This is a genomic window from Streptomyces sp. NPDC059080, assembly GCF_042739975.1.
Classification (GTDB): domain Bacteria; phylum Actinomycetota; class Actinomycetes; order Streptomycetales; family Streptomycetaceae; genus Streptomyces; species Streptomyces benahoarensis.
The window spans coordinates 71555-89977 of record NZ_JBHYGX010000003.1 but is presented as its reverse complement, the minus strand read 5'-3'; the positions used below and the strand labels follow the sequence as shown (position 1 = coordinate 89977).

General features: G+C 75.2%; 13 protein-coding genes and 2 pseudogenes. 7 read left to right on the top strand and 8 right to left on the bottom strand.

All coding sequences use genetic code 11. The features are described from left to right. Positions 1-196 precede the first annotated feature (196 nt). Complete coding sequence (locus ACFWWQ_RS02870; RefSeq protein ID WP_384589024.1) at positions 197-367, bottom strand: hypothetical protein; 171 nt, start codon at positions 365-367, stop codon at positions 197-199. 412 nt (positions 368-779) lie between these two features. On the opposite strand from ACFWWQ_RS02870, the gene ACFWWQ_RS02865 reads away from it, so the two are divergent. After that, positions 780-2210: a lipase maturation factor family protein gene (locus tag ACFWWQ_RS02865; RefSeq protein WP_384589021.1), complete on the top strand. Its 1431-nt coding sequence runs from the start codon at positions 780-782 to the stop codon at positions 2208-2210. On the opposite strand, the gene ACFWWQ_RS02860 is transcribed toward ACFWWQ_RS02865, so the two are convergent. After that, entirely contained in the window at positions 2104-3189 is a 1086-nt protein-coding gene (locus ACFWWQ_RS02860) for a tetratricopeptide repeat protein (RefSeq protein ID WP_384589510.1), read from the bottom strand. The two genes, ACFWWQ_RS02865 and ACFWWQ_RS02860, sit on opposite strands and share 107 nt — an antisense overlap. Positions 3190-3531: 342 nt before the next feature. Here ACFWWQ_RS02860 and ACFWWQ_RS02855 point away from each other — a divergent pair, with 342 nt between their 5' ends. Beyond that, positions 3532-4725: a lactonase family protein gene (locus ACFWWQ_RS02855; RefSeq protein WP_384589018.1), complete on the top strand. Its 1194-nt coding sequence runs from the start codon at positions 3532-3534 to the stop codon at positions 4723-4725. 141 nt (positions 4726-4866) lie between these two features. Here the strand turns inward: ACFWWQ_RS02855 and ACFWWQ_RS02850 are convergent, their stop codons facing one another. Beyond that, on the bottom strand, positions 4867-5757 hold the full coding sequence (locus tag ACFWWQ_RS02850) for a PaaX family transcriptional regulator C-terminal domain-containing protein (protein WP_384589015.1): 891 nt from the start codon (positions 5755-5757) through the stop codon (positions 4867-4869). 46 nt (positions 5758-5803) lie between these two features. On the opposite strand from ACFWWQ_RS02850, the gene ACFWWQ_RS02845 reads away from it, so the two are divergent. From ACFWWQ_RS02845 to ACFWWQ_RS02830, 4 genes and pseudogenes are all read left to right on the top strand, one after another. Further along, positions 5804-7450: an acyl-CoA dehydrogenase family protein gene (locus tag ACFWWQ_RS02845; protein WP_384589012.1), complete on the top strand. Its 1647-nt coding sequence runs from the start codon at positions 5804-5806 to the stop codon at positions 7448-7450. Between the two features lie 113 nt (positions 7451-7563). Further along, positions 7564-7674 (top strand): annotated as a pseudogene (locus ACFWWQ_RS02840) (hypothetical protein); the annotation flags it as partial. A gap of 16 nt (positions 7675-7690) precedes the next feature. Beyond that, a pseudogene (locus ACFWWQ_RS02835) lies at positions 7691-7825 on the top strand (hypothetical protein); the annotation flags it as partial. Between the two features lie 9 nt (positions 7826-7834). Then, on the top strand, positions 7835-7957 hold the full coding sequence (locus tag ACFWWQ_RS02830) for a hypothetical protein (RefSeq protein ID WP_384589534.1): 123 nt from the start codon (positions 7835-7837) through the stop codon (positions 7955-7957). Positions 7958-8008: 51 nt separating this feature from the next. Here the strand turns inward: ACFWWQ_RS02830 and ACFWWQ_RS02825 are convergent, their stop codons facing one another. The 3 genes from ACFWWQ_RS02825 to ACFWWQ_RS02815 all read right to left on the bottom strand — a co-directional run bounded on the left by ACFWWQ_RS02825 (position 8009) and on the right by ACFWWQ_RS02815 (position 12115). Next, entirely contained in the window at positions 8009-8935 is a 927-nt protein-coding gene (locus ACFWWQ_RS02825; protein WP_384589009.1) for a DUF6801 domain-containing protein, read from the bottom strand. Positions 8936-9002: 67 nt separating this feature from the next. Next, positions 9003-11756 (bottom strand): trypsin-like peptidase domain-containing protein, encoded by a 2754-nt coding sequence (locus ACFWWQ_RS02820; protein ID WP_384589005.1) that lies wholly within the window; start codon positions 11754-11756, stop codon positions 9003-9005. Between the two features lie 41 nt (positions 11757-11797). Beyond that, on the bottom strand, positions 11798-12115 hold the full coding sequence (locus tag ACFWWQ_RS02815) for a trypco2 family protein (RefSeq protein WP_384589002.1): 318 nt from the start codon (positions 12113-12115) through the stop codon (positions 11798-11800). Positions 12116-12829: 714 nt separating this feature from the next. Here ACFWWQ_RS02815 and ACFWWQ_RS02810 point away from each other — a divergent pair. After that, on the top strand, positions 12830-14998 hold the full coding sequence (locus ACFWWQ_RS02810; protein WP_384588999.1) for a SpoIIE family protein phosphatase: 2169 nt from the start codon (positions 12830-12832) through the stop codon (positions 14996-14998). Between the two features lie 133 nt (positions 14999-15131). Here the strand turns inward: ACFWWQ_RS02810 and ACFWWQ_RS02805 are convergent, their stop codons facing one another. Next, the gene (locus tag ACFWWQ_RS02805; protein ID WP_384588996.1) at positions 15132-16523 is read right to left on the bottom strand and encodes an NADP-dependent succinic semialdehyde dehydrogenase; all 1392 of its coding nucleotides are present in this window, start codon (positions 16521-16523) and stop codon (positions 15132-15134) included. 600 nt (positions 16524-17123) lie between these two features. Next, positions 17124-18422, bottom strand: a complete 1299-nt coding sequence (locus tag ACFWWQ_RS02800) for an MFS transporter (protein ID WP_384588993.1) — start codon at positions 18420-18422, stop codon at positions 17124-17126. Position 18423 lies beyond the last annotated feature (1 nt).

Below are 18423 nucleotides of genomic sequence, written 5' to 3'. Positions count from 1 at the left end.
TGGGGCGCCCCGCGCCTGGCGTGAGGGGGGGCGTCACCCCCGGGCGCCCCCCGCCCGCGGGGGGGGGGGGGCCCCCCGCCCGGGGCCCCCCCCCGGGCGGGCGCCGCTCCCGGCCGGGAGCGGGCGGTGCTGCGGTGCTGCGGTGCCAGGAATCCCTCCGCGCCCCGGGGTCCGGGGGCGGACGGGGGGCTCCGGGTCAGTCGATGCCGCGGAAGATGTGCGGCTCGACGGGCTCCTCGTCACAGCCGGCGAGCCGGACCGGGGCGCAGCGGCCCCACACCTCAAGGTTGCGGACTTCCTTGATACGGCCGGGTCGTTCACGCTGCTTGGAGCGGGGCTCCCTGTACTGCGTCTTGTCGAATGCCACCACGCACTCCTTCATCAGAGATATGGATTCCGACGCGGTGGCGCCTGGTTCACAAACCGGGAGGTCGGCCAGGGTTTGTGGCGTTCCCGCGACGGGCCAAATGGTGTTGGCGTCTCCCAGGAGGGTCGTCCGTCGTCCCCCACCCTAACGACACCTCACCCCTCACGCGCGACTTTTCCCGGCGGCTTCGTCCCCCGCTGTCCCCGGCTCGGGTTCCGTCCGCGGCGCGTCGGCCCCGGTCATCGGCCCGGACGGGGTGGCCGACGGGGGCCGCGGCCGCCCGGCGGGGCCCGCCATTCGGATGACCGCCGCCGGTCCGCCCGGGGGCCGCCGCCCGGCCGGACCGGCGCGTCGGGTGGCGGCCGGAGCGTCTGCCCACGGGACGGCGCCGGGTGGTGCTACCCCTGGGCGGGTGGATTGGTTCACCGACTCCGGTTACTGGCTCGGCCGCCTGGTCTTCCAGCGGCTGCTGGCCCTCGTCTATCTGACCGCGTTCGTGGCCGCGGCGCGGCAGTTCCGGGCGCTGATCGGCGCGCAGGGGATGCTGCCCGTGCCGCGCTTCGTGGCACTGGTACCGTTCCGCGCCGCGCCGTCCGTCTTCCATTGGCGCTACTCGGACCGGTTCTTCGCCGCGTGGGCGTGGTGCGGGGCGCTGCTGGCCGCCGCGGTGGCCGCGGGCGCCGCCGACGCGGTGCCGCTGGGCGTGGCCATGGCCCTGTGGGCGGTGCTGTGGGTGATGTATCTGTCGATCGTGAACGTCGGTCAGACCTGGTACGGCTTCGGCTGGGAGTCGCTGCTGCTGGAGACCGGGGTGCTGGCGGTCTTCCTCGGCAACGACGACATCGCGCCGCCGGTCCTCGTGATGTGGCTGCTGCGCTGGCTGCTGTTCCGGGTGGAGTTCGGCGCCGGGCTGATCAAGATGCGTGGGGACCGCTGCTGGCGCGATCTGACGTGTCTCTACTACCACCACGAGACGCAGCCGATGCCGGGGCCGCTGAGCTGGTTCTTCCACCGTCTGCCGCGCCCGCTGCACAAGGCCGAGACGGCCGCCAACCATGTGGCGCAGCTGGCGCTGCCCGTGCTGCTGTTCACCCCGCAGCCGGTGGCGGGGTGGGCGGCGGTGGCGATGGCCGTCACGCAGCTGTGGCTGGTGTTCTCCGGCAACTTCGCGTGGCTGAACTGGCTGACCCTCGCGCTCGCCCTCTCCGTCGCCGCCGGGGCCCGCCCCTGGGTCGCCCCGCCGCCGCTCCCGGCGGGCGCCCCGGTGTGGTTCACCGTCCTGGTCTGCGCGCTGACCGCCGGGGTCCTGGTCCTCAGCTACCGCCCGGCCCGCAACCTCCTCGCCCGCCGCCAGCGGATGAACACCTCGTACGAACCGCTGCACCTGGTCAACTCGTACGGCGCCTTCGGCAGTGTCACGCGGGTGCGGCGGGAGGTGGTGGTGGAGGGGACGGCGTCGGCGGTGGACGGGCCGGACACGGTGTGGAAGGAGTACGCCTTCCACGGGAAGCCGGGCGAGGTGGGGCGGCTGCCGCGCCAGTTCGCCCCCTACCATCTGCGGCTCGACTGGCTGATGTGGTTCGCCGCGCTGTCGCCGGGCTACGCCGCCGGCTGGTTCGGCGGCTTCGTGGAGCGGCTGCTCGCCGGTGACCGGGACACGCTGCGGCTGCTGCGCGGCAATCCGTTCCCGGACGCCCCGCCGCTGCGGGTGCGGGCCCGGCTCTTCGAGTACCGCTTCACGACGTGGCGCGAGCTACGGGAGTCAGGCGCATGGTGGCACCGTCGAGAAGTCCGTCTGTTTCTGCCGCCCACCGCGCGGTCACCTCGTCCCGGAAGGCGGTGAGCGTCCGCAGCGCCTCCCGCAGTCCGATGCGGCGGAACACCTGCTCCAGCACGTCGAGTTCGGCGAGCGTCTCGCCGTGGTCGCGGCCGAGCCGGGAGCGGGATTTGGCCAGGCCCAGCGCGGCCAGGGCGTGGCCGCGGGGCTCCTCCATCTCCGTGAACTCCCGCAGCGCGAGGGCGTACATCTCGCGTGCCTGACCGTAACGCCCGGCACGGAAGAGGACGTTGCCGCGCATCTTGTGGTTGTAGGCGAGGGCGGCGGCGAGGTCCATGGTGCGGCATATCGCCTCCGCCTCGGACAGCAGCTCCAACGCGGGGCCGGTCTCGCCCTGCGCCGAGCGGACGTCCGCCACGCCGCGCAGCGACCAGGCGTGGCCGCGGCTGTCGTCCGCGGCGGCGGCGATGGCGACGCACTCCTCGAAGAGGGCCAGCGCCTTGGGGAGGTCACCGGTGTTGCGGTGCATCTGCGCGATGCCGGACAGCGCCCAGACCGCGTGGCGGGGCTCGCCGTGGGCCCGCGCCTGCGCCAGGAGCTGTTCGTGGAGGTCGGTGACGGCGGCGTAGTCGCCCTGGATACGGCCGGTCTCGGCGAGCCCGGCGAGGGCGTAACCGTGGGCCAGCCGGTCGGCGCCGTCGGCGAGGGCGACGGCGTGGGTGAGCAGACGGCGGGCGAGCGGCAGCGCACCGCACTGCCGGGCGAGGGTGCCGCCGCTCCACAGCGCCCAGCCCATGGCGCCGCGGTCGCCCGCCTCCCGGGCGTTGCGGTAGCTGTCGCGCCAGGCGGCACCGGCGGCCTCGACCCGGCCCAGGCGGCGGTTGGCCTCGCCCGCCGCGAGGGCGGCGCGGGCCCGCTCCAGCGGGCTTTCGGCCTCCGCGCGGGCGCGCGTGGCGGCGGCCAGCACCTCCTCGTAGGAGGAGTTGACGCCGAGCTTCGCGCCCAGCGCGCCCTGGTACTCGGGGGCGAATGCCTTGCCGTACATGTCGCGGGCCCTCTCGTTCATGATCAGTCTTGATCATGACACTATGAAATCGGGCCTGTAGCCCGAATCCCCCTCGGTGCCCGTCCCCATGTACCTCTGAAGTGCTACGCATCGCCCTTCCTGTCATCACCGCGATGTACGGGTGGACCTCACGCCCAACAGGGGGAAGGCCGACGCCGTATGACGGTGCGTCGGTTCTGCCGGCCCCGGTCCGCGCTCCCCCGTGGCCCGCCGTCCCCTTGCCGAGCCGTGCCGTCCGGGTCAGGCTGGCTCCCGTCCCTCCGCGGGCGGCCGATCTACGGCGGGATCGCGGGCCGCGGGCGCCGGATACCGAGGTGGAGCATGAGCGCAGCAGGGACGGGGCCGGGCGTCGGCCGTCGGCGTTTTCTCGGGGGCGTCGCCGCCGGGCTGGCCGTCACGGCCGGGGGCGCGGCGCTGACCGGCCGCGACGCCGCTCCGGCGCAGGCCCGGGACCGGAATCGGGAGGACGCCCGGCGGCCGCGGGCGGCGCGGGCCGTGTTCCTGGGGACGTACACCTCGTCGGGCGGCGCCGGCGTCGTCCTCGCGGAGTACACCGCGGACGGCACGCTGACCTCCACCAGCGCGGTCGGCGGCGTTCCCGACCCGTCGTATCTGGCGCTCTCCCCCGACGGCAGGGCTCTCTACGCGGTCGACGAGCAGCAGGAGGGCGCGGTGACCGCGCTGGCGCTGCCGGAGCAGGGGCCGCCGAAGGTGCTGGGCAGCCGTCGCACCGGCGGCGCCGGGCCCTGCCATCTGTCGGTCCACCCGGGCGGCCGCTGGCTGCTGAGCGCCAACTACACGTCGGGGAGCGTGGCGGTGCACCCGATCGACCCGGCGGACGGTTCGCTGGGCGAGCGGACGGATCTCGTCATCCACTCCGCGCCGCCGCCCGGCCCGGGCCAGGACGGGCCGCACGCGCACCAGATCGTCACCTCCCCGGACGGCGGCCATGTCCTCGCGGTGGACCTGGGGACCGACACGGTCTACACCTACCGGCTGGACACGTCCGCCGGGACGCTGGGCGAGGTGTCGCGGGCGGCGCTGCGGCCGGGGGCGGGGCCGCGGCATCTGACGTTCCATCCGTCGGGCCGGTTCGCGTATCTGGCGAACGAGGTCGACAACACGGTGGTGGTCTGCGGCTACGACCGGGGCAGCGGGCGGCTGACTCCGGGCGAGCCGCAGCCGACCGGGACCGGCGAGGGCACCAGCTGTCCGGCGCAGCTGCTGGTCACCGCGGACGGCACGTTCGCGTTCCTGGCCAACCGGGGGCACAACAGTCTGACGCGGTACGCGGTCGAGGACGGCGGGGCGCGGCTGCGGCTGCTGGACACGGTGCCGGTGGGCGGCGACTTCCCGCGGCAGATCGCCTTCTCGCCGGACGGGCGGCTGTTGTTCGCGGCGAACCAGAAGTCGGGGACGGTGACGGTGTTCGCGGTCGACGCGGACTCCGGTGCGCTGGTGCGGCGCGGGGAGCCGTTCGCGGCGGCGGCTGCGGTGTGCGTACTGCCGCGGTGAGCGGGCCCGCCGCGCCGCGGAATCGGGCACTCGGAGGGGAGGGAAACACTGCGGCAACAGTGCGGCAGTGAGAAACCCTTCCCTACCGGGCTGAAGCCCGGTACCCGCTGGCTGGATCCTGGTGGCGGTGGTGCTGGTGGGCTACGAGGTCCGGCGGCGGGCCCCGGCGGCTCCGGACCGTACAGCACCCGCGGGACCGGTTCCGGAGCCGGACGTCGTGGGGGCGGCGACCGGCGAGAGGTAGTGGTGGAGCAGATCGCGTAGGTGGTCGACGAAGGCGTCGTAGCTCTGCCGCAGGGCGCCGCCGGGCCAGTCGGCGGGCAGCAGGGCCGCGGGCAGCAGCGGGTCGGTCAGCAGATGGCGCTGGGCCGCGGCGGCGACGGTGAAGCGGTGCGCGGGGTCGTCGGCGGCGCCGAGCCGGGCGTCGAGGTCGCGGGCGCGGGCGGCCCAGCCGTCGAGGTCCCAGAGCTTTCCCGCGAGGGCGACCGGGTCACCGTCGGGGGTGCCGGTGAGCCAGGTGCACTGGTCGGCGGCGGCCGGGCGGGGCCGGTCGAGGTTGGCGGGGCGCAGCCAGCTGCCCTCGCGCAGCTCGGCCAGGCGCAGCCCGTCCATGGCGCGGCGCAGCGCGGTGCGTTCGGCGGCGGTCCGGCGCTCGCCGGTGACCAGGGCGATCTCCCAGACACCGGTCCACGGCAGGGTGTGCGGGGTGCGGCTGTCGTCCTGACGGCGCTGGCGGGCCAGCAGCCGGGAGGTGAGGGCGTAGTCCCCGTCGGCGTGGGTGAGGTCTCCGGCGGCCACCATGCGGGAGAGTGCGACACGGACCGTGCCCTCGGCGATGCCGAAGAGTTCCCCGATACGGACGAGGGCGCGGACCGGCAGTTGCGCCGGATGGTTTCCGAGGAGGGTGCTGAGGACGACGGAGCGCGCGGTGAGCGGCCGTACCCCCAGGTCCTCCGCATTGTCCGCCGCGCTCCGCAGGGTGCCCGTGGGGGGCGTCCCGCGGGTGCCGTCACAGCCGTCCGCGCCGTTCATTCATTACATCCTTTCCACGCTTGTCGTACAACTGTAACGTCGAGGTATGACCGTCACTCATGAAGTCGTGAATCAGCCGCCGCCGCTGACCGGTTTCACCGCCGCGGACGAGCCGGCCCTGCTGGAGACGCTGCGCCGGGAAGGCGCCGGATGGGGCGAGCGGGAGGTGACCGAACTGGGCGCGCTGGCGGGCACCGCGGCCGTCCAGGAGCAGTCCCGCTGGGCGGAGGAGGTGCCGCCCCGGCTGCACACCCACGACCGCTTCGGCCACCGCGTCGACGAGGTCGAGTTCCACCCCGCCTGGCATCAGCTGATGACCGTCGCCGTGGAGCAGGGGCTGCACGCCGCACCCTGGGCGGACGACCGGCCCGGCGCCCATCTGGTGCGCGCCGCGAAGTTCTACCTCTGGTCCCAGGCCGAGCCGGGCCACGGCTGTCCGGTGTCGATGACGTACGCCGCCGTCCCGGCACTGCGGGCCGCACCCGAGTTGGCGGCGGCGTACGAACCGCTGCTCACCGCCCGCCGCTACGACTACGGGCTGCGGCCGCCGCTGACCAAGTCGGGCCTGATCGCGGGCATGTCGATGACGGAGAAGCAGGGCGGCTCCGACGTCCGCGCCAACACCACGCGCGCGGTGGCCGCCGCCGACGGGAGCTACCGGATCACCGGCCACAAGTGGTTCACCTCCGCACCGATGAGCGATGTCTTCCTGACCTTGGCACAGACAGCGGAGGGTCTCAGCTGTTTTCTGCTACCGCGCGTCCTCCCGGACGGCAGCCGGAACGGGCTGCGGCTGATGCGCCTCAAGAACAAGCTCGGCAACCGCTCCAACGCGTCGGCGGAGATCGAGTACGAGGCGGCGGTGGCCTGGCCGGTGGGCGAGCCGGGGCGCGGGGTGCGGACCATCGTGGAGATGGTCAACATGACCCGCCTGGACTGCGTGCTGGGGTCGGCCGCCGCGATGCGGGCCGGGCTGCGGCAGGCGCTCCACCACACCGCGCACCGGCAGGCGTTCGGCCGGGCGCTGGACCACCAGCCGCTGATGCGGTCGGTCCTCGCGGATCTCGCCGTCGAGTCGGAGGCGGCGACGCTGCTGGGGATGCGGCTGGCGGCCGCCGTGGACCGCTCGCAGGCCGGGGACGCGCGGGAGGCGGCACTGCGGCGGCTGGCGCTGGCGGCCGCCAAGTACTGGGTGTGCAAGCGCGGCAGCACCCATGTCGGCGAGGCGCTGGAGTGCCTGGGCGGCAACGGCTACGTCGAGGAGTCCGGGATGCCGCGGCTCTACCGGGAGGCGCCGCTGCTGTCGATCTGGGAGGGCTCGGGCAATGTCGCGGCGCTCGACGTGCTGCGGGCACTGCAGCGCGAACCGGAAGCGCGGGACGCCTACTTCGCGGAGATCGACGCGGCCGCGGGCGCCGACCGGCGGCTGGACGCCGCCGCCGCCGGGCTGCGGAAGCTGCTGGGCGAGCTGGACGACCCGGAGCGGGCGCAGCTGCTGGCCCGCACCGTTGCCGAGCGGATGGCGCTGGTGCTCCAGGGGGCGCTGCTGGTGCGGTACAGCTCCCCGGCGGTCGCCGACGCGTTCTGCGCCTCCCGGCTGGACGGGGCGTGGGGCAACGCCTTCGGCACCCTGCCGCCCGGCACGGACCTCACCGCGATCCTGGAGCGCACCCGTACCGGTGACGCGCACTGAGGCCCGGGCGGCGTAGGAGGCCGACGGCGGCGGACGGGAGTGCGCCCGGCGGACACGGCACGGGGGGCGCACACGGGGGATCCGCGCGGCCACCGGGGCGGTAGCGTCCGCCCATGCCCTTCGACGACGAGATCACCCCGGTGGCCGTGGTCGCCTACCGGACGTGCTGGCCACGGGAGTTCACCGGGCACGCCGCCCGGCTGCGGACCGTTCTGGGGGACCTCGCGGTCGCGGTCGACCCTGTGGGCTCCACCTCCGTACCGGGTCTGGCGGCGAAGGACTGCGCCCCACGCCCGGTACGCGCTGCTCTTCCGCGACCACCTGCGCGCGGACGCCGCCGCCCGCCGGGCCTGGGGCACGTTCACACAGCGGCTCGCCGCGCAGGTGCCGGACCTCGCCGCCTACGGCCAGATCAAGGAACCGGCCACCGAGGCACTGATGCTCGGGGCCGAGCGGCGGGCGGCGACGACGGGGTGGGCGGCGGCGACGGGGTGGGCGCCGTCCTGAGACGGAACCCGGCACCGGCGGGCGGCCACCCGCCGGGCAGGGCCGCGGAGTTCAGGATCCGTCGCCGGCCGCATGGCCCTGCTTCCGCCGGACCCCGTCCCCCCACGCGGCGACGCCCGCGGCGAGCGTGCCGACGGCCGGGAGGACCACGAAGCCGACGTCCTGACCGGTGCCCGGGAGCGAACCCGGCGCCGGGCGGTGGCCCGCCGGTCTCCTCCCGTCAGCGCCTCCGTCGGCGGGGCGGGACGGCCGCGGGCCCGGGCCGGGGGTGGGGGACGGTCCCGGGTCCGCCGGGGCCCGCGTGATCGTGAACGAGGCGATGGCGACGGGCCGTCCGCCCGACGGCGTGCACCGCGCGTCGATCACGCCCCGCACGCTGCCGTCCGACGCCCGTCCGACGAGATGCAGCACGAGGTCACCGGCGGTGAGCCGGCCGGGGCCCGGGCGGCTGAAGATCATCGCGGGCGCGGTGCCGTGCGCCGCCACGACCAGGGTGCCGGATGCCGGGACGGCGGTCCGGGGGATGGTGAGGGCCACCGTGACCTGGCGGTCGCCCTGTGGTGCGGCCACGCCGATCCGCGCGGTCACCGTCCCCTCGGCGCTCACCACCCCGACCTGGCCGAGCAGCGAGGTGACGCCCGCGGCCACCGGTGTCGTGGCGCCGATCGGGAACGTCCGGCTGCGCGCGCCGACCGCGACCGAGCCCGGGATATCCGCATGGATCCGCGCCGTGGCCCGCTGTTCGCCGATCCAGGGCAGCTGGCAGGCGTACGCGAGCGCGGGCGGCGCGGGCCGCGCGGCCGCCGCCGGAGCGCCGCCCGCCCCCACGGCGGCGACGGTGGCCGCGACGGCCACCACCGGGCACAGGGCGCGCCGCACCGCGCCCGCCGGGCCGGGCCGCTTCCGCCGCGGCGCCGCCGTATCCCTCGGTGCCGGACCTGTCGTCGTCGGTGTCGGTGTGCTGTGCGCGGCGGCCATGTGCCACCCCCCGTGGGTCGGTGCGTCGGTGATCCGGTCGGTACGAGATGACCGGCAGTTCCCGCTATCAGGACGCTTGTCCGGTGGCGGGTGGTTCCGGGACCGGCGCCCGCGAGGGGTGCCGCTCCCGGAAGTCGTGAGCCAGGTGGTCCTGGAGGCTGGCGTGGCGGAACTGGTAGACCGCACCGGCCCGGCGCAGCACGCCGCGCCGCCGGGCGTCGTCCAGGAAGGCGATCAGGGCCCAGGGCGCCCGGCCGGTGAGCGGCAGCCAGATGCGGGCGAGGGCCACCCACTGGCCCCAGGCGGTGAAGCTCAGCCCGTATCCGAGGCCACCGCCGAAGGCGCCCTCAAGGCCGAAGACCAGCCCGGCCAGCACCCCGCGGACCGGCCCCTCGGTGAGCCCGGCGGCGAACCCGCCGGGGATCCCGAACACCAGCAGCCACACCAGCATATGGACGACGACGTTCCGGCGGTTGGTGTGCAGCAGGTCCGCGGCGCTGACCGCCGTATCGGTGGCGAGGGGGACCTCCACGCGGGTCATGACGCCGAGGACCAGCCCGGCGCCCAGTCCGAGCTGGAGCGGGAGCAGGACCGCACCCAGGGGCCCGCCGTCGAGTCCGTCGTCGAACCCGAGCGGCGCCACCACGCACCGGTCGGCCAGCACCAGCGCCAGCCCGGCCGGCACCCCGAACACGACGCCCAGCAGGAACCGGCGGCCGAACGGCGCGGACCGCTCCCGGCCCCCGCCGAAGAGCCGTATGCGCAGATGCGAGGGGGTGACCGGCGTCCCGCGGGCGAGGCGGCCGTACACCATCCCGAAGACGAGTCCGGTGATGGCGCCGTGCAGCAGGCCGACCAGGAGACCGCGAGCGGACGCGAATCCGGGGCCGTGCGGGGTGGCGACGAGGTCCACCGGGAGGTTGCCGATGCCGGTGGTCAGGCCGAAGGCGAGTGCGGCGAGGAAGCCGATCACGCGCATGCGGGTGGCGCGGGGCACGGTGAGACCCACCTCCCACCAGGCGAGGTCGCGCGTGCCGCGGGCGTGCAGATCCGCGGCGAGGTGGCCGAGCCACTTCCGGGCGCGTTCGGGTTTCCACCGGCGCCCGGTTCCGGCGGCGCGGTCGTCCGGTGGGCGGTCGTAGACGGCGGGGAGGAAGGCGGCCAGGAGGTGGGCCCGCAGGGCCTCGGGGTTCTCGAAGCGCACGGTGTCCAGGAGCTTCCCGGGGTCCTGCCCGAGGGTGTCGCTGTAGACGGCGCGGGCGAGGGAGACCATCAGCGGGGTGGTGAGCACCGCGCCGAGGCGGGCCGCGCCGGGGGCGGACGGCTCCTCCCGGAGTGTGTCCAGGACCGGCTTCCATCCGTGCTTGTCCGGGTCGCCCCCCGCGGGCGGTCCGGCGGCGCGGCACAGGTAGGAGCCGTAGTCGTCGACGGTGAGGGGGCACAGTTCGACGACGGCGGCCTTGCCGAGCACACCGGTGCGTTCCACGGCCGCGCGGTACTCGGCGGGGCGGCTGGTGAGCAGCAGGGGCAGGGTGGTGCCGTGCAGGACGCCGAGTGCCCGGGGACGCAGTCCCGCGGCCAGTTCGTCGAGGCCGTCGAGCACGGGCAGGATGCGGCGCGCGTCGACGAGGGCGCCGGCGAGGGTCCCGCCGTGCCCGTCGGGGGTGGCGAGGAAGGGGTGGTCGCGCACCAGTTGGCCGCTCATCCAGTCGCGCAGCGAGACGGTGGACGGGTCCCACGACCCCAGGCCGAAGAGCACCGGTACGGGTGCGCCGGGCTTACGGGTGGCGAGCCGGTCGAGGACGAAGCGCAGGGTGAGGACCGACTTCCCGGAACCGGCCTCACCGAGCACCACCAGGCGGCCGGACGGGACCGAGGCGTGGACCGCCGCGATCCGTGTGACCCCGCCGTCCAGCGGGAGCGGCGCCGCGGTCGTGGCGGACGGGTCCTCGCGGATGTTCTCCCAGTGGTCGAACAGGTCCCGGGCGGGGGTGCACCGGAAGCGCACGTTCAGCGGGAAGGGGTGGTGCACCTTCCGTTGTTCCTGTTCCTTGCGCCACTGCTGGTCCAGATCGCGGACGAGCCGTACGGCGGCCGCCCGCACCTCCGGCGGATCGTCCGGCTCGGGTGCGTCCGGCTCGGCGGCCGGCGGCAGCGCGGTGAGCGCGTCGGGGCCGGCCGGCAGGCCGATCAGGCCGTGGAGCGCGTCGCGCCGGTCCTCGGGCAGCGGGTACCAGCGCTCCACCCGGCTCGCCGCGAGGCGGCCGGGCCCGTCGCCTGCGGGGTGCTCGCTGACCACCCCGATCAGACAGCCGTCGCTCCACACCGCGGCGCCCGACATCCCCTCCCACGGGGAGTGGTCCGGGTCGTGCCCCGGCCCGTCCACGGTGATCTCCAGCAGACCGGCGCGGAGATACGACAACGGCGTCGCCGAGCCGCGGGCGTGGTGGGTGTCGCGGTACCGGGACCCGGTGCGTTCCGTGGCCGCGGGGTCGCGGCGCAGCCGGAAGCGGGGGAACCCCAGCGCCTCGCACGCCACGGGCGCCGTGATGCGGGCGAACCGCACCGGCGGGACCGAGGGGCCGCCCGGGAGGCCCGTCCCGTCCACGATCCGCAGGACCGCGACATCGATGCCGGTGTCCGTCCAGACCGGCTCGGCGGGCAGTTCGGCCGTGCCGCCGTTCTCGGTGACGAAGCGCAGCCGGACCGATGCAGCGTCGCTGACCACATGTGCGGCGGTGAGCACGGCGCCGTCGCTCACCCGGTAGCCCGATCCGCGCCACGGGGGCCCCGCGCTCCGTTCGGTGAGGATCTGGACCACGCGCCGGGGGTCGGGGCCGCCCGGCGCGTACGCCCCGGGGCTCACGACTCGTCGGGCTCTGCGGTTCCGGCGACATAGGCCGAGGAACCCGAGCTGTCCGGGCCGTCCGGGCCGGTGAGGGTCGGCCGCAGGGCGAGGGTGAGGCGCTGGGTCGAGGTGGCGGCGACGGTCGCGTCCGCGTCGGTCTCCACCACCCAGAACCTGACCTTCGCCCCCGCCTGCCCGGTGCGCTCCAGCGCCACCGAGACCTCCAGCTCGATCGTCCCCAACTCGAAGCGGAGCGCCTCCCCTTCGGCCGCGGCGACCGCCTGTTCCAGCTCGTCCCGCAGGTCCCTGATCACGCTGGACAGCTCGATCACGCCACGCCCCCTTCGCCGAGCACACCGGTTGGCCAGGACTGTAGTGGCGCGGTGGGGCGCCGCACAGCGCTCCTTCGGCCGCTTCGGGGGCGGGGCGGCGCGACGGCGTACGGGCGTGGCGGGGGGCGCACGCCGGGCGCGGGGCGGGTGGGTACGCGGCCCCGGCCTGCCCGTTGGCGGCGCCGGGTGCCGGACGCGGTCGGCGGCGGACCGCGCACCTCTCACCTCATACGGCACCGAGCGCACCGAAAACTCCCGCACTCGGCACTCAGCGCCGCACATAAGTCCAGTTCGGCGCCCGGGTCCGCACGGCCGCCGCCGCACCCCGGGGCGGCGCGACCGGCGCGTTCCCCTTCCCCGAACGCCCCCACCGTAAGGGCGAGTCCGCCGTACTGGTGACGGGCGACGCGGGCGCCGGCGACGAGGCGCAGTATGCGGTGGCCGCCGCGGCGCGGGACGTCTGCCGCGCCGAGGGCGTGGAGCCGGCCGTCGGCCTGGCGCCCCGGCCGGGGGAGCGGGACATGCGGCGGACCGCACCCCGGCCTAGGGTGAGCGCATGGCCGCGTCCCGGTGGATACCGGCCCTGGTCAACGGCGCGCGGCCGCGGGCCCGGGGCCCGCACGTCCGTGCGGCGCCGCACCGCCCGGACCGGGCCGCGGCGCCGCCCCTCCTCCGTTCCCGTACGCCCGTGGCAGCCGGGCGACGGGCGCTTTGGTGACCGCCGGGAGGGGCGGGGATCCCGGCCGCCGCTACGACCCGCTGGCCGCCCCGGGGGTGCGCGCGGTACCCGAGGAGGCGCCGGGCGTCTCGCACCATGAGCCGATCGGCCTGCGCCGCCGCCTCGACCTCAATCTCATGGGCACGTTCGACTGGGACCTGACCAGCGGCCACATGAACCTCGACGACGGCGCGCTGAGGATGTACGACCTGCGGGCCGGCGAATGGGACGGCGAACCGCTGTCGCTGTCCGCGCGGGTGCCGCCGGAGGAGGGCGCGCGGCTGGACCGGGCACTGTCGCTGGCGCTCCAGGACGGCGCCTCCTCGTACGGCGCGTACTTCCGGGTGCGGTACCGCGACGGGACGATGCACTGGGCACACTCCCAGGGCCGGATCCTGCACGACGCGGACGGTATGCCGTACCGGGTGATCGGGGTGGTGCGGGAGGCGTCGAACGAGCTGGCGGACTCGGCGCTGCTGCGGTCGTTGCAGCAGGAGCGGCAGCGGCAGACGGTGATGGTGCAGCAGACCACGGCGGCGATGGCGCGGGCGATGTCGGTGGCCGATGTGACGCGGGTGCTGACCGGTCCGGGCGGGGCCCGGCGGTTCGGGGCGGACGCGCTGGTCCTCGGGCTGGTGGCGGGCGGCCGGTTCGAGGTGATCGCGGCGGCGGGGCTGGACGGCGACGTGCCCGAGGACATGCTGCGCTCACGGCTGGACGACACGCTGCCGCTGTCCGACACGGTGGCGTCGCGGCGCCCCAGCTTTCTGCGCACCCGCGGCGAGATGATCGCGCGGTTCCCGCGGCTGCGGCCGTACGGGGAGATGCTTCCGCCGGGCAGCGCGTCGTTCCTGCCACTGGTCGCGCAGGACACCGTCATCGGGGCGCTGGGCCTGTTCGGCAACGAGCCGTCGGGGCAGTCCGCCGAGGCGCGGAACCTGGCGCTGGCGCTGGCGGGTGTGGTGGCGCAGTCGTTGCAGCGGGCGACCCTCTTCGACCAGGAGCGGGAGTTCGCGACGGGCCTCCAGGCGACGATGCTGCCGCGCCGGGTGCCGGAGATCCCCGGCGGCGAGGTGACGGTGCGGTACCACCCGGCGAGCGTGGGCCGCGACATCGGCGGCGACTGGTACGACGTGATCGCCCTGCCGCAGGGCCGTACGGGGCTGGTGGTCGGCGACGTCGAGGGGCACGACACCCACGCGGCGGCGGTGATGGGGCAGTTGCGGATCGCGTTGCGGGCGTACGCGAGCGAGGGGCATTCCCCGGAGACGGTGCTGGTGCGGGCGTCGCGGTTCCTGGCGGAGCTGGAGACCGACCGCTTCGCGACCTGCACCTACGTGCAGGCGGATCTGGACTCGGGGGCGCTGCATGTGGCGCGGGCCGGGCATCTCGGGCCGCTGGTCCGGGACGGTTCCGGGCATGTGGACTGGCCGGAGATCCGCGGCGGGCTGCCGCTCGGCGTGGCCACCGCGTTCGGGCACGACCACTTTCCCGAGACGCAGCTGTTCCTGGAGCCCGGTTCGACGCTGCTGCTGTGCAGCGACGGTCTGGTGGAGCAGCCGGGGCAGGACATCGCGGCCGGCATCGACGCGCTGACGGCGGCGGTACGGGCGGGTCCCCAGGAGTTGGGGGCGCTCGCCGACCAGCTCGCGGAGCTGCTGTGGTCGGCGCCCGGGTCGGAGGACGATCTGGCGCTGTTGCTGCTGCGGCGGGTACCGGACCCGGGCACCAGCGCGGTGCCACGGCTGCGGCTCCATGTGCACCAGGCCGATCCGTCGGGCGCCGCCGATGTCCGGTCGACACTGCGGCGCACGGTGGACCAGTGGCGGGCCGGACCGGTGAGGTACGACATCGAGGTGGCGGCGAGCGAGCTGATCGCCAACGCGCTGACGCACACGGAGAGCGGGGCGCTGGTGACGATGGAACTGCTGCCCGGCGAACCGCGGCGGATCCGGCTGGAGGTCGAGGACCGCTCCAGCCAGTGGCCCCGGCGCCGCAGCCCCGGCGAGACGGCCACGTCCGGACGGGGCCTGATGCTGGTGGAGGCGCTGTCCGACTCCTGGGGCGCCGAACCCCGCGGTTCCGGCAAGGCGCTGTGGTGCGAGTTCGTGGTCCCGGACGGGGAGGGGCCCACGGACGGGGAAGCAGCGGCGGACGGGGGGTGAGGACGCTCCCGCTCCCCGCCCCGGCCCGTCCCCCAAGGGGCCTGGCCCGCTCCCCGGCCCGTCCCGTACGGGACCGGGCCGCCGCCCTACGGATCAGGAACGGCGGCCGGTCCTCTCCCCCTGAGGCGCGCCCCTACGGCCCGTACCACAAGGTCGTGACGTTGCAGAACTCCCGGATGCCGTGGCCGGACAGCTCCCTGCCGTAGCCGGAGCGTTTGGCGCCGCCGAAGGGCAGGCCGGGGTGGGAGGCGGTCATGCCGTTGAAGTACACGCCCCCGGCGCGCAGGTCGCGGGCGAGGCGTTCCTGTTCGGCCTCGTTGCGGGTCCAGGCGTTGGAACTGAGGCCGAACGGGGTGTCGTTGGCGACGGCCACCGCCTCGTCGAGGTCGGCGACGCGGTAGAGCGAGGCGACCGGACCGAACGCCTCCTCGTGGTGGATGCGCATGTCGGGGGTGATGCCGGTGAGGACCGTCGGCTCGTAGAACCAGCCCGCCGGGTGCTGCGGCGGGCGGCGGGCGCCGCAGAGCGCGGTGGCGCCGCGGTGCACCGCGTCGTCTACCAGCTCCTCCAGATCGGAGCGGCCCTGTGCGCTGGCGAGCGGTCCGACGTCGGTGCTCTCGTCCATCGGGTCGCCGATGGTGAGCGCGGCCATCGCGGCGGTGAACCGTTCGGCGAACGCGTCGTGGATGTCGGTGTGCAGGAGGAAGCGTTTGGCGGCGATGCAGGACTGGCCGTTGTTCTGGACCCGGGCGGTCACCGCGACCCGCACCGCGGCGTCGAGGTCGGCGGAGGGCAGCACGACGAACGGATCGCTGCCGCCGAGTTCGAGCACCGTCTTCTTGATCTCGTCGCCCGCGACGGAGGCGACCGCGCGACCGGCCGGTTCGCTGCCGGTGAGGGTGGCGGCCGCGATCCGCGGATCACGCAGTACGCCCTCCACCGCGCCCGAGCCGATCAGCAGGGTCTGGAAGCATCCGGTGGGGAATCCGGCCCGGCGGAACAGTTCCTCCAGGTAGAGGGCGGTCTGCGGAACGTTGGAGGCGTGTTTGAGCAGCCCGGTGTTCCCGGCCATCAGGGTCGGCGCGGCGAACCGTACGACCTGCCAGAGCGGGAAGTTCCACGGCATCACGGCGAGGACGACGCCCAGCGGGCGGTAGCGCACCACGGCGCGGGCCGCACCGGAGTCGCGGACGTCGGCGGGGTCGGGGTGCTCGTCGGCGAGGAGGGCGGCGGCGTGGTCGGCGTACCAGCGCATGGCCTTGGCGCATTTGGCGACCTCGGCGCGGGCCGCCACGAGCGTCTTGCCCATCTCGGTGGTCATGGTGCGGGCGACGGCGTCGTGGTCCGCGTCCAGCAGGGCGGCGGCCTCGTGCAGCCATCCGGCGCGGATGGCGAACGAGGTGCGCCGGTGCGCTTCGTACGCCTGCTCGGCGAGGACCAGGCGGTCTTCGAGCTCGCCCGGGTTGAGCGGTTCGAAGGTCTTGAGCGTTTCGCCGGTGGCCGGGTTGACCGTGGCGATGGCCATGAACAGCACCTCCTCGGTGGGACGGGGACGATCGGCTCGGCGGGGCTACGGGCGCGCGGCCGTCTCAGCTCAGCGGCGACGGTGCCGGTGACGGATCCGGTACGGGATCGGGCCCCGGCGGGCGCGGGATCGGGGACGGCTCGGGCCCCGGCGGCCCCGGAACGGGACCCGGCGGCGGTTCGGGGACAGGCCCCGGCGGCGGTTCGGGGACAGGCCCCGGCGGCGGTTCGGGGACGGGCCCCGGCGGCGGCCCGCCGGGCTCCGGTGCCGGCCCGTCCGGATCGGGAGGCGGGCCGCCCGGGTCGGGGGGCAGCGGCACAGGCTCGGGCGTCGGGACGGGCGCGGGGCCGCCGGGGTCGGGCGGGGTGACCGGATCGGTCGCGGCGGGGCCGTACCGCCCGTGGCCCGGGGCGCCGGGCGTCACCCGGCCGCCGCCGCGGGCCCGGGGACGGTACGGGATCGGTTGCGGCTGCACGGCATGCCTTTCGGAGGTGGACTGCTGCGTGCGCGAGTACCCCCGTATCCGAGTCTGGCCCGTTCCCGGCCACCCCGCACGCCCGGCCGGGCCGGGCCTCCGGCGGCCCCGCGCCCGTACGCCCGTTACGGCTGCGGGTCGCGGGCGTCGTAGCGGGCGAAGGCGCGGCGGCCCAGGCCGAGGGCGGTGACGGTCAGGACGCAGGCGAGGCCGCCGCCGATGACGGCGACCGCCGGGGAGGTCAGATCGGCGGCCGAACCGGCGAGGAAGTCGCCGAGGCGGGGGCCGCCCGCGACGACCACGATGAAGACGCCCTGGAGGCGGCCGCGCATCCGGTCCGGCGTCGCGGCCTGCAGCATGGTGGAGCGGAAGACCATCGAGACGGTGTCGGCGCAGCCCGCGACGGCCAGGAAGAACAGGCCGAGCCAGAGGTTGCGGGCCAGGCCGAAGCAGGCGACGGCCGCGCCCCAGGAGGCGACGGCCAGCAGGATCGCCAGCCCGTGGCGGCGGATGCCGCCGAGCCAGCCGGAGAACAGCCCGCCGAGGACGGCGCCGACGGCGGGCGCGGCGACCAGCAGCCCCACCGTCTTCGCATCGCCCGCGAACCACAGCACCGCGACGGCGGGGAAGAGCGCCCGCGGCTGGGCCAGCACCATCGCGGCGAGGTCGGTGAAGAACGTCATCCGCAGGTTGGGGCGGGTGGCGAGGAACCGCAGCCCGTCCAGGACGGAGGCGCGGCGCCGCTGCTCGCTGTCGCCGTCGCCCTGCTCGGGCCGCATCGCGGGCAGCCGCCACATCGCGTACAGGGAGGCGCCGAAGGCGGCCACATCGATCAGGTAGGCGGCCTGATAGCCCCACAGCCCGACGATGACGCCGCCCAGCATCGGGCCGCCCATCATGCCGAGGTTGCTGGTCAGCGAGTTGAGGGCGTTGGCGGCGGGCAGCTGCTCGACGGGCAGCAGCCGCGGGATCATCGACGAACGCGCCGGGGAGTTGATCGCGAAGCACACGGCCTGGAGGGCGACGACGCCGTAGAGCAGCGCCACATGGTGCCGGTGGGCGAGCGCCGCGGCGGCCAGGACGACGGAGAGGACGGTGGCGCCGCTCGCGCTGTAGAGGCCGAGTTTGCGGCGGTCGACGGTGTCGGCGATGGCACCGCCGTAGAGACCGAAGACGACGAGCGGGACGAGGGAGCAGAGGCCGACCAGACCGACCGCGAAGGTGGAGTGGGTGAGGTCGTAGACCTGGAGGGAGACCGCGAGCGCGGTCATCTGCTGGCCCATCCAGGAGATCGTGTTGCCGCACCACAGCCGCCGGTAGTCCGGTGAGGCACGCAGCGGTGTGAGGTCGGCGAATATTCGCGAGCGCGGCGGTACGGGGACCGTGGAGGATTTCGTTGCGTCGGGCACGCGGAAGTAAAGCATG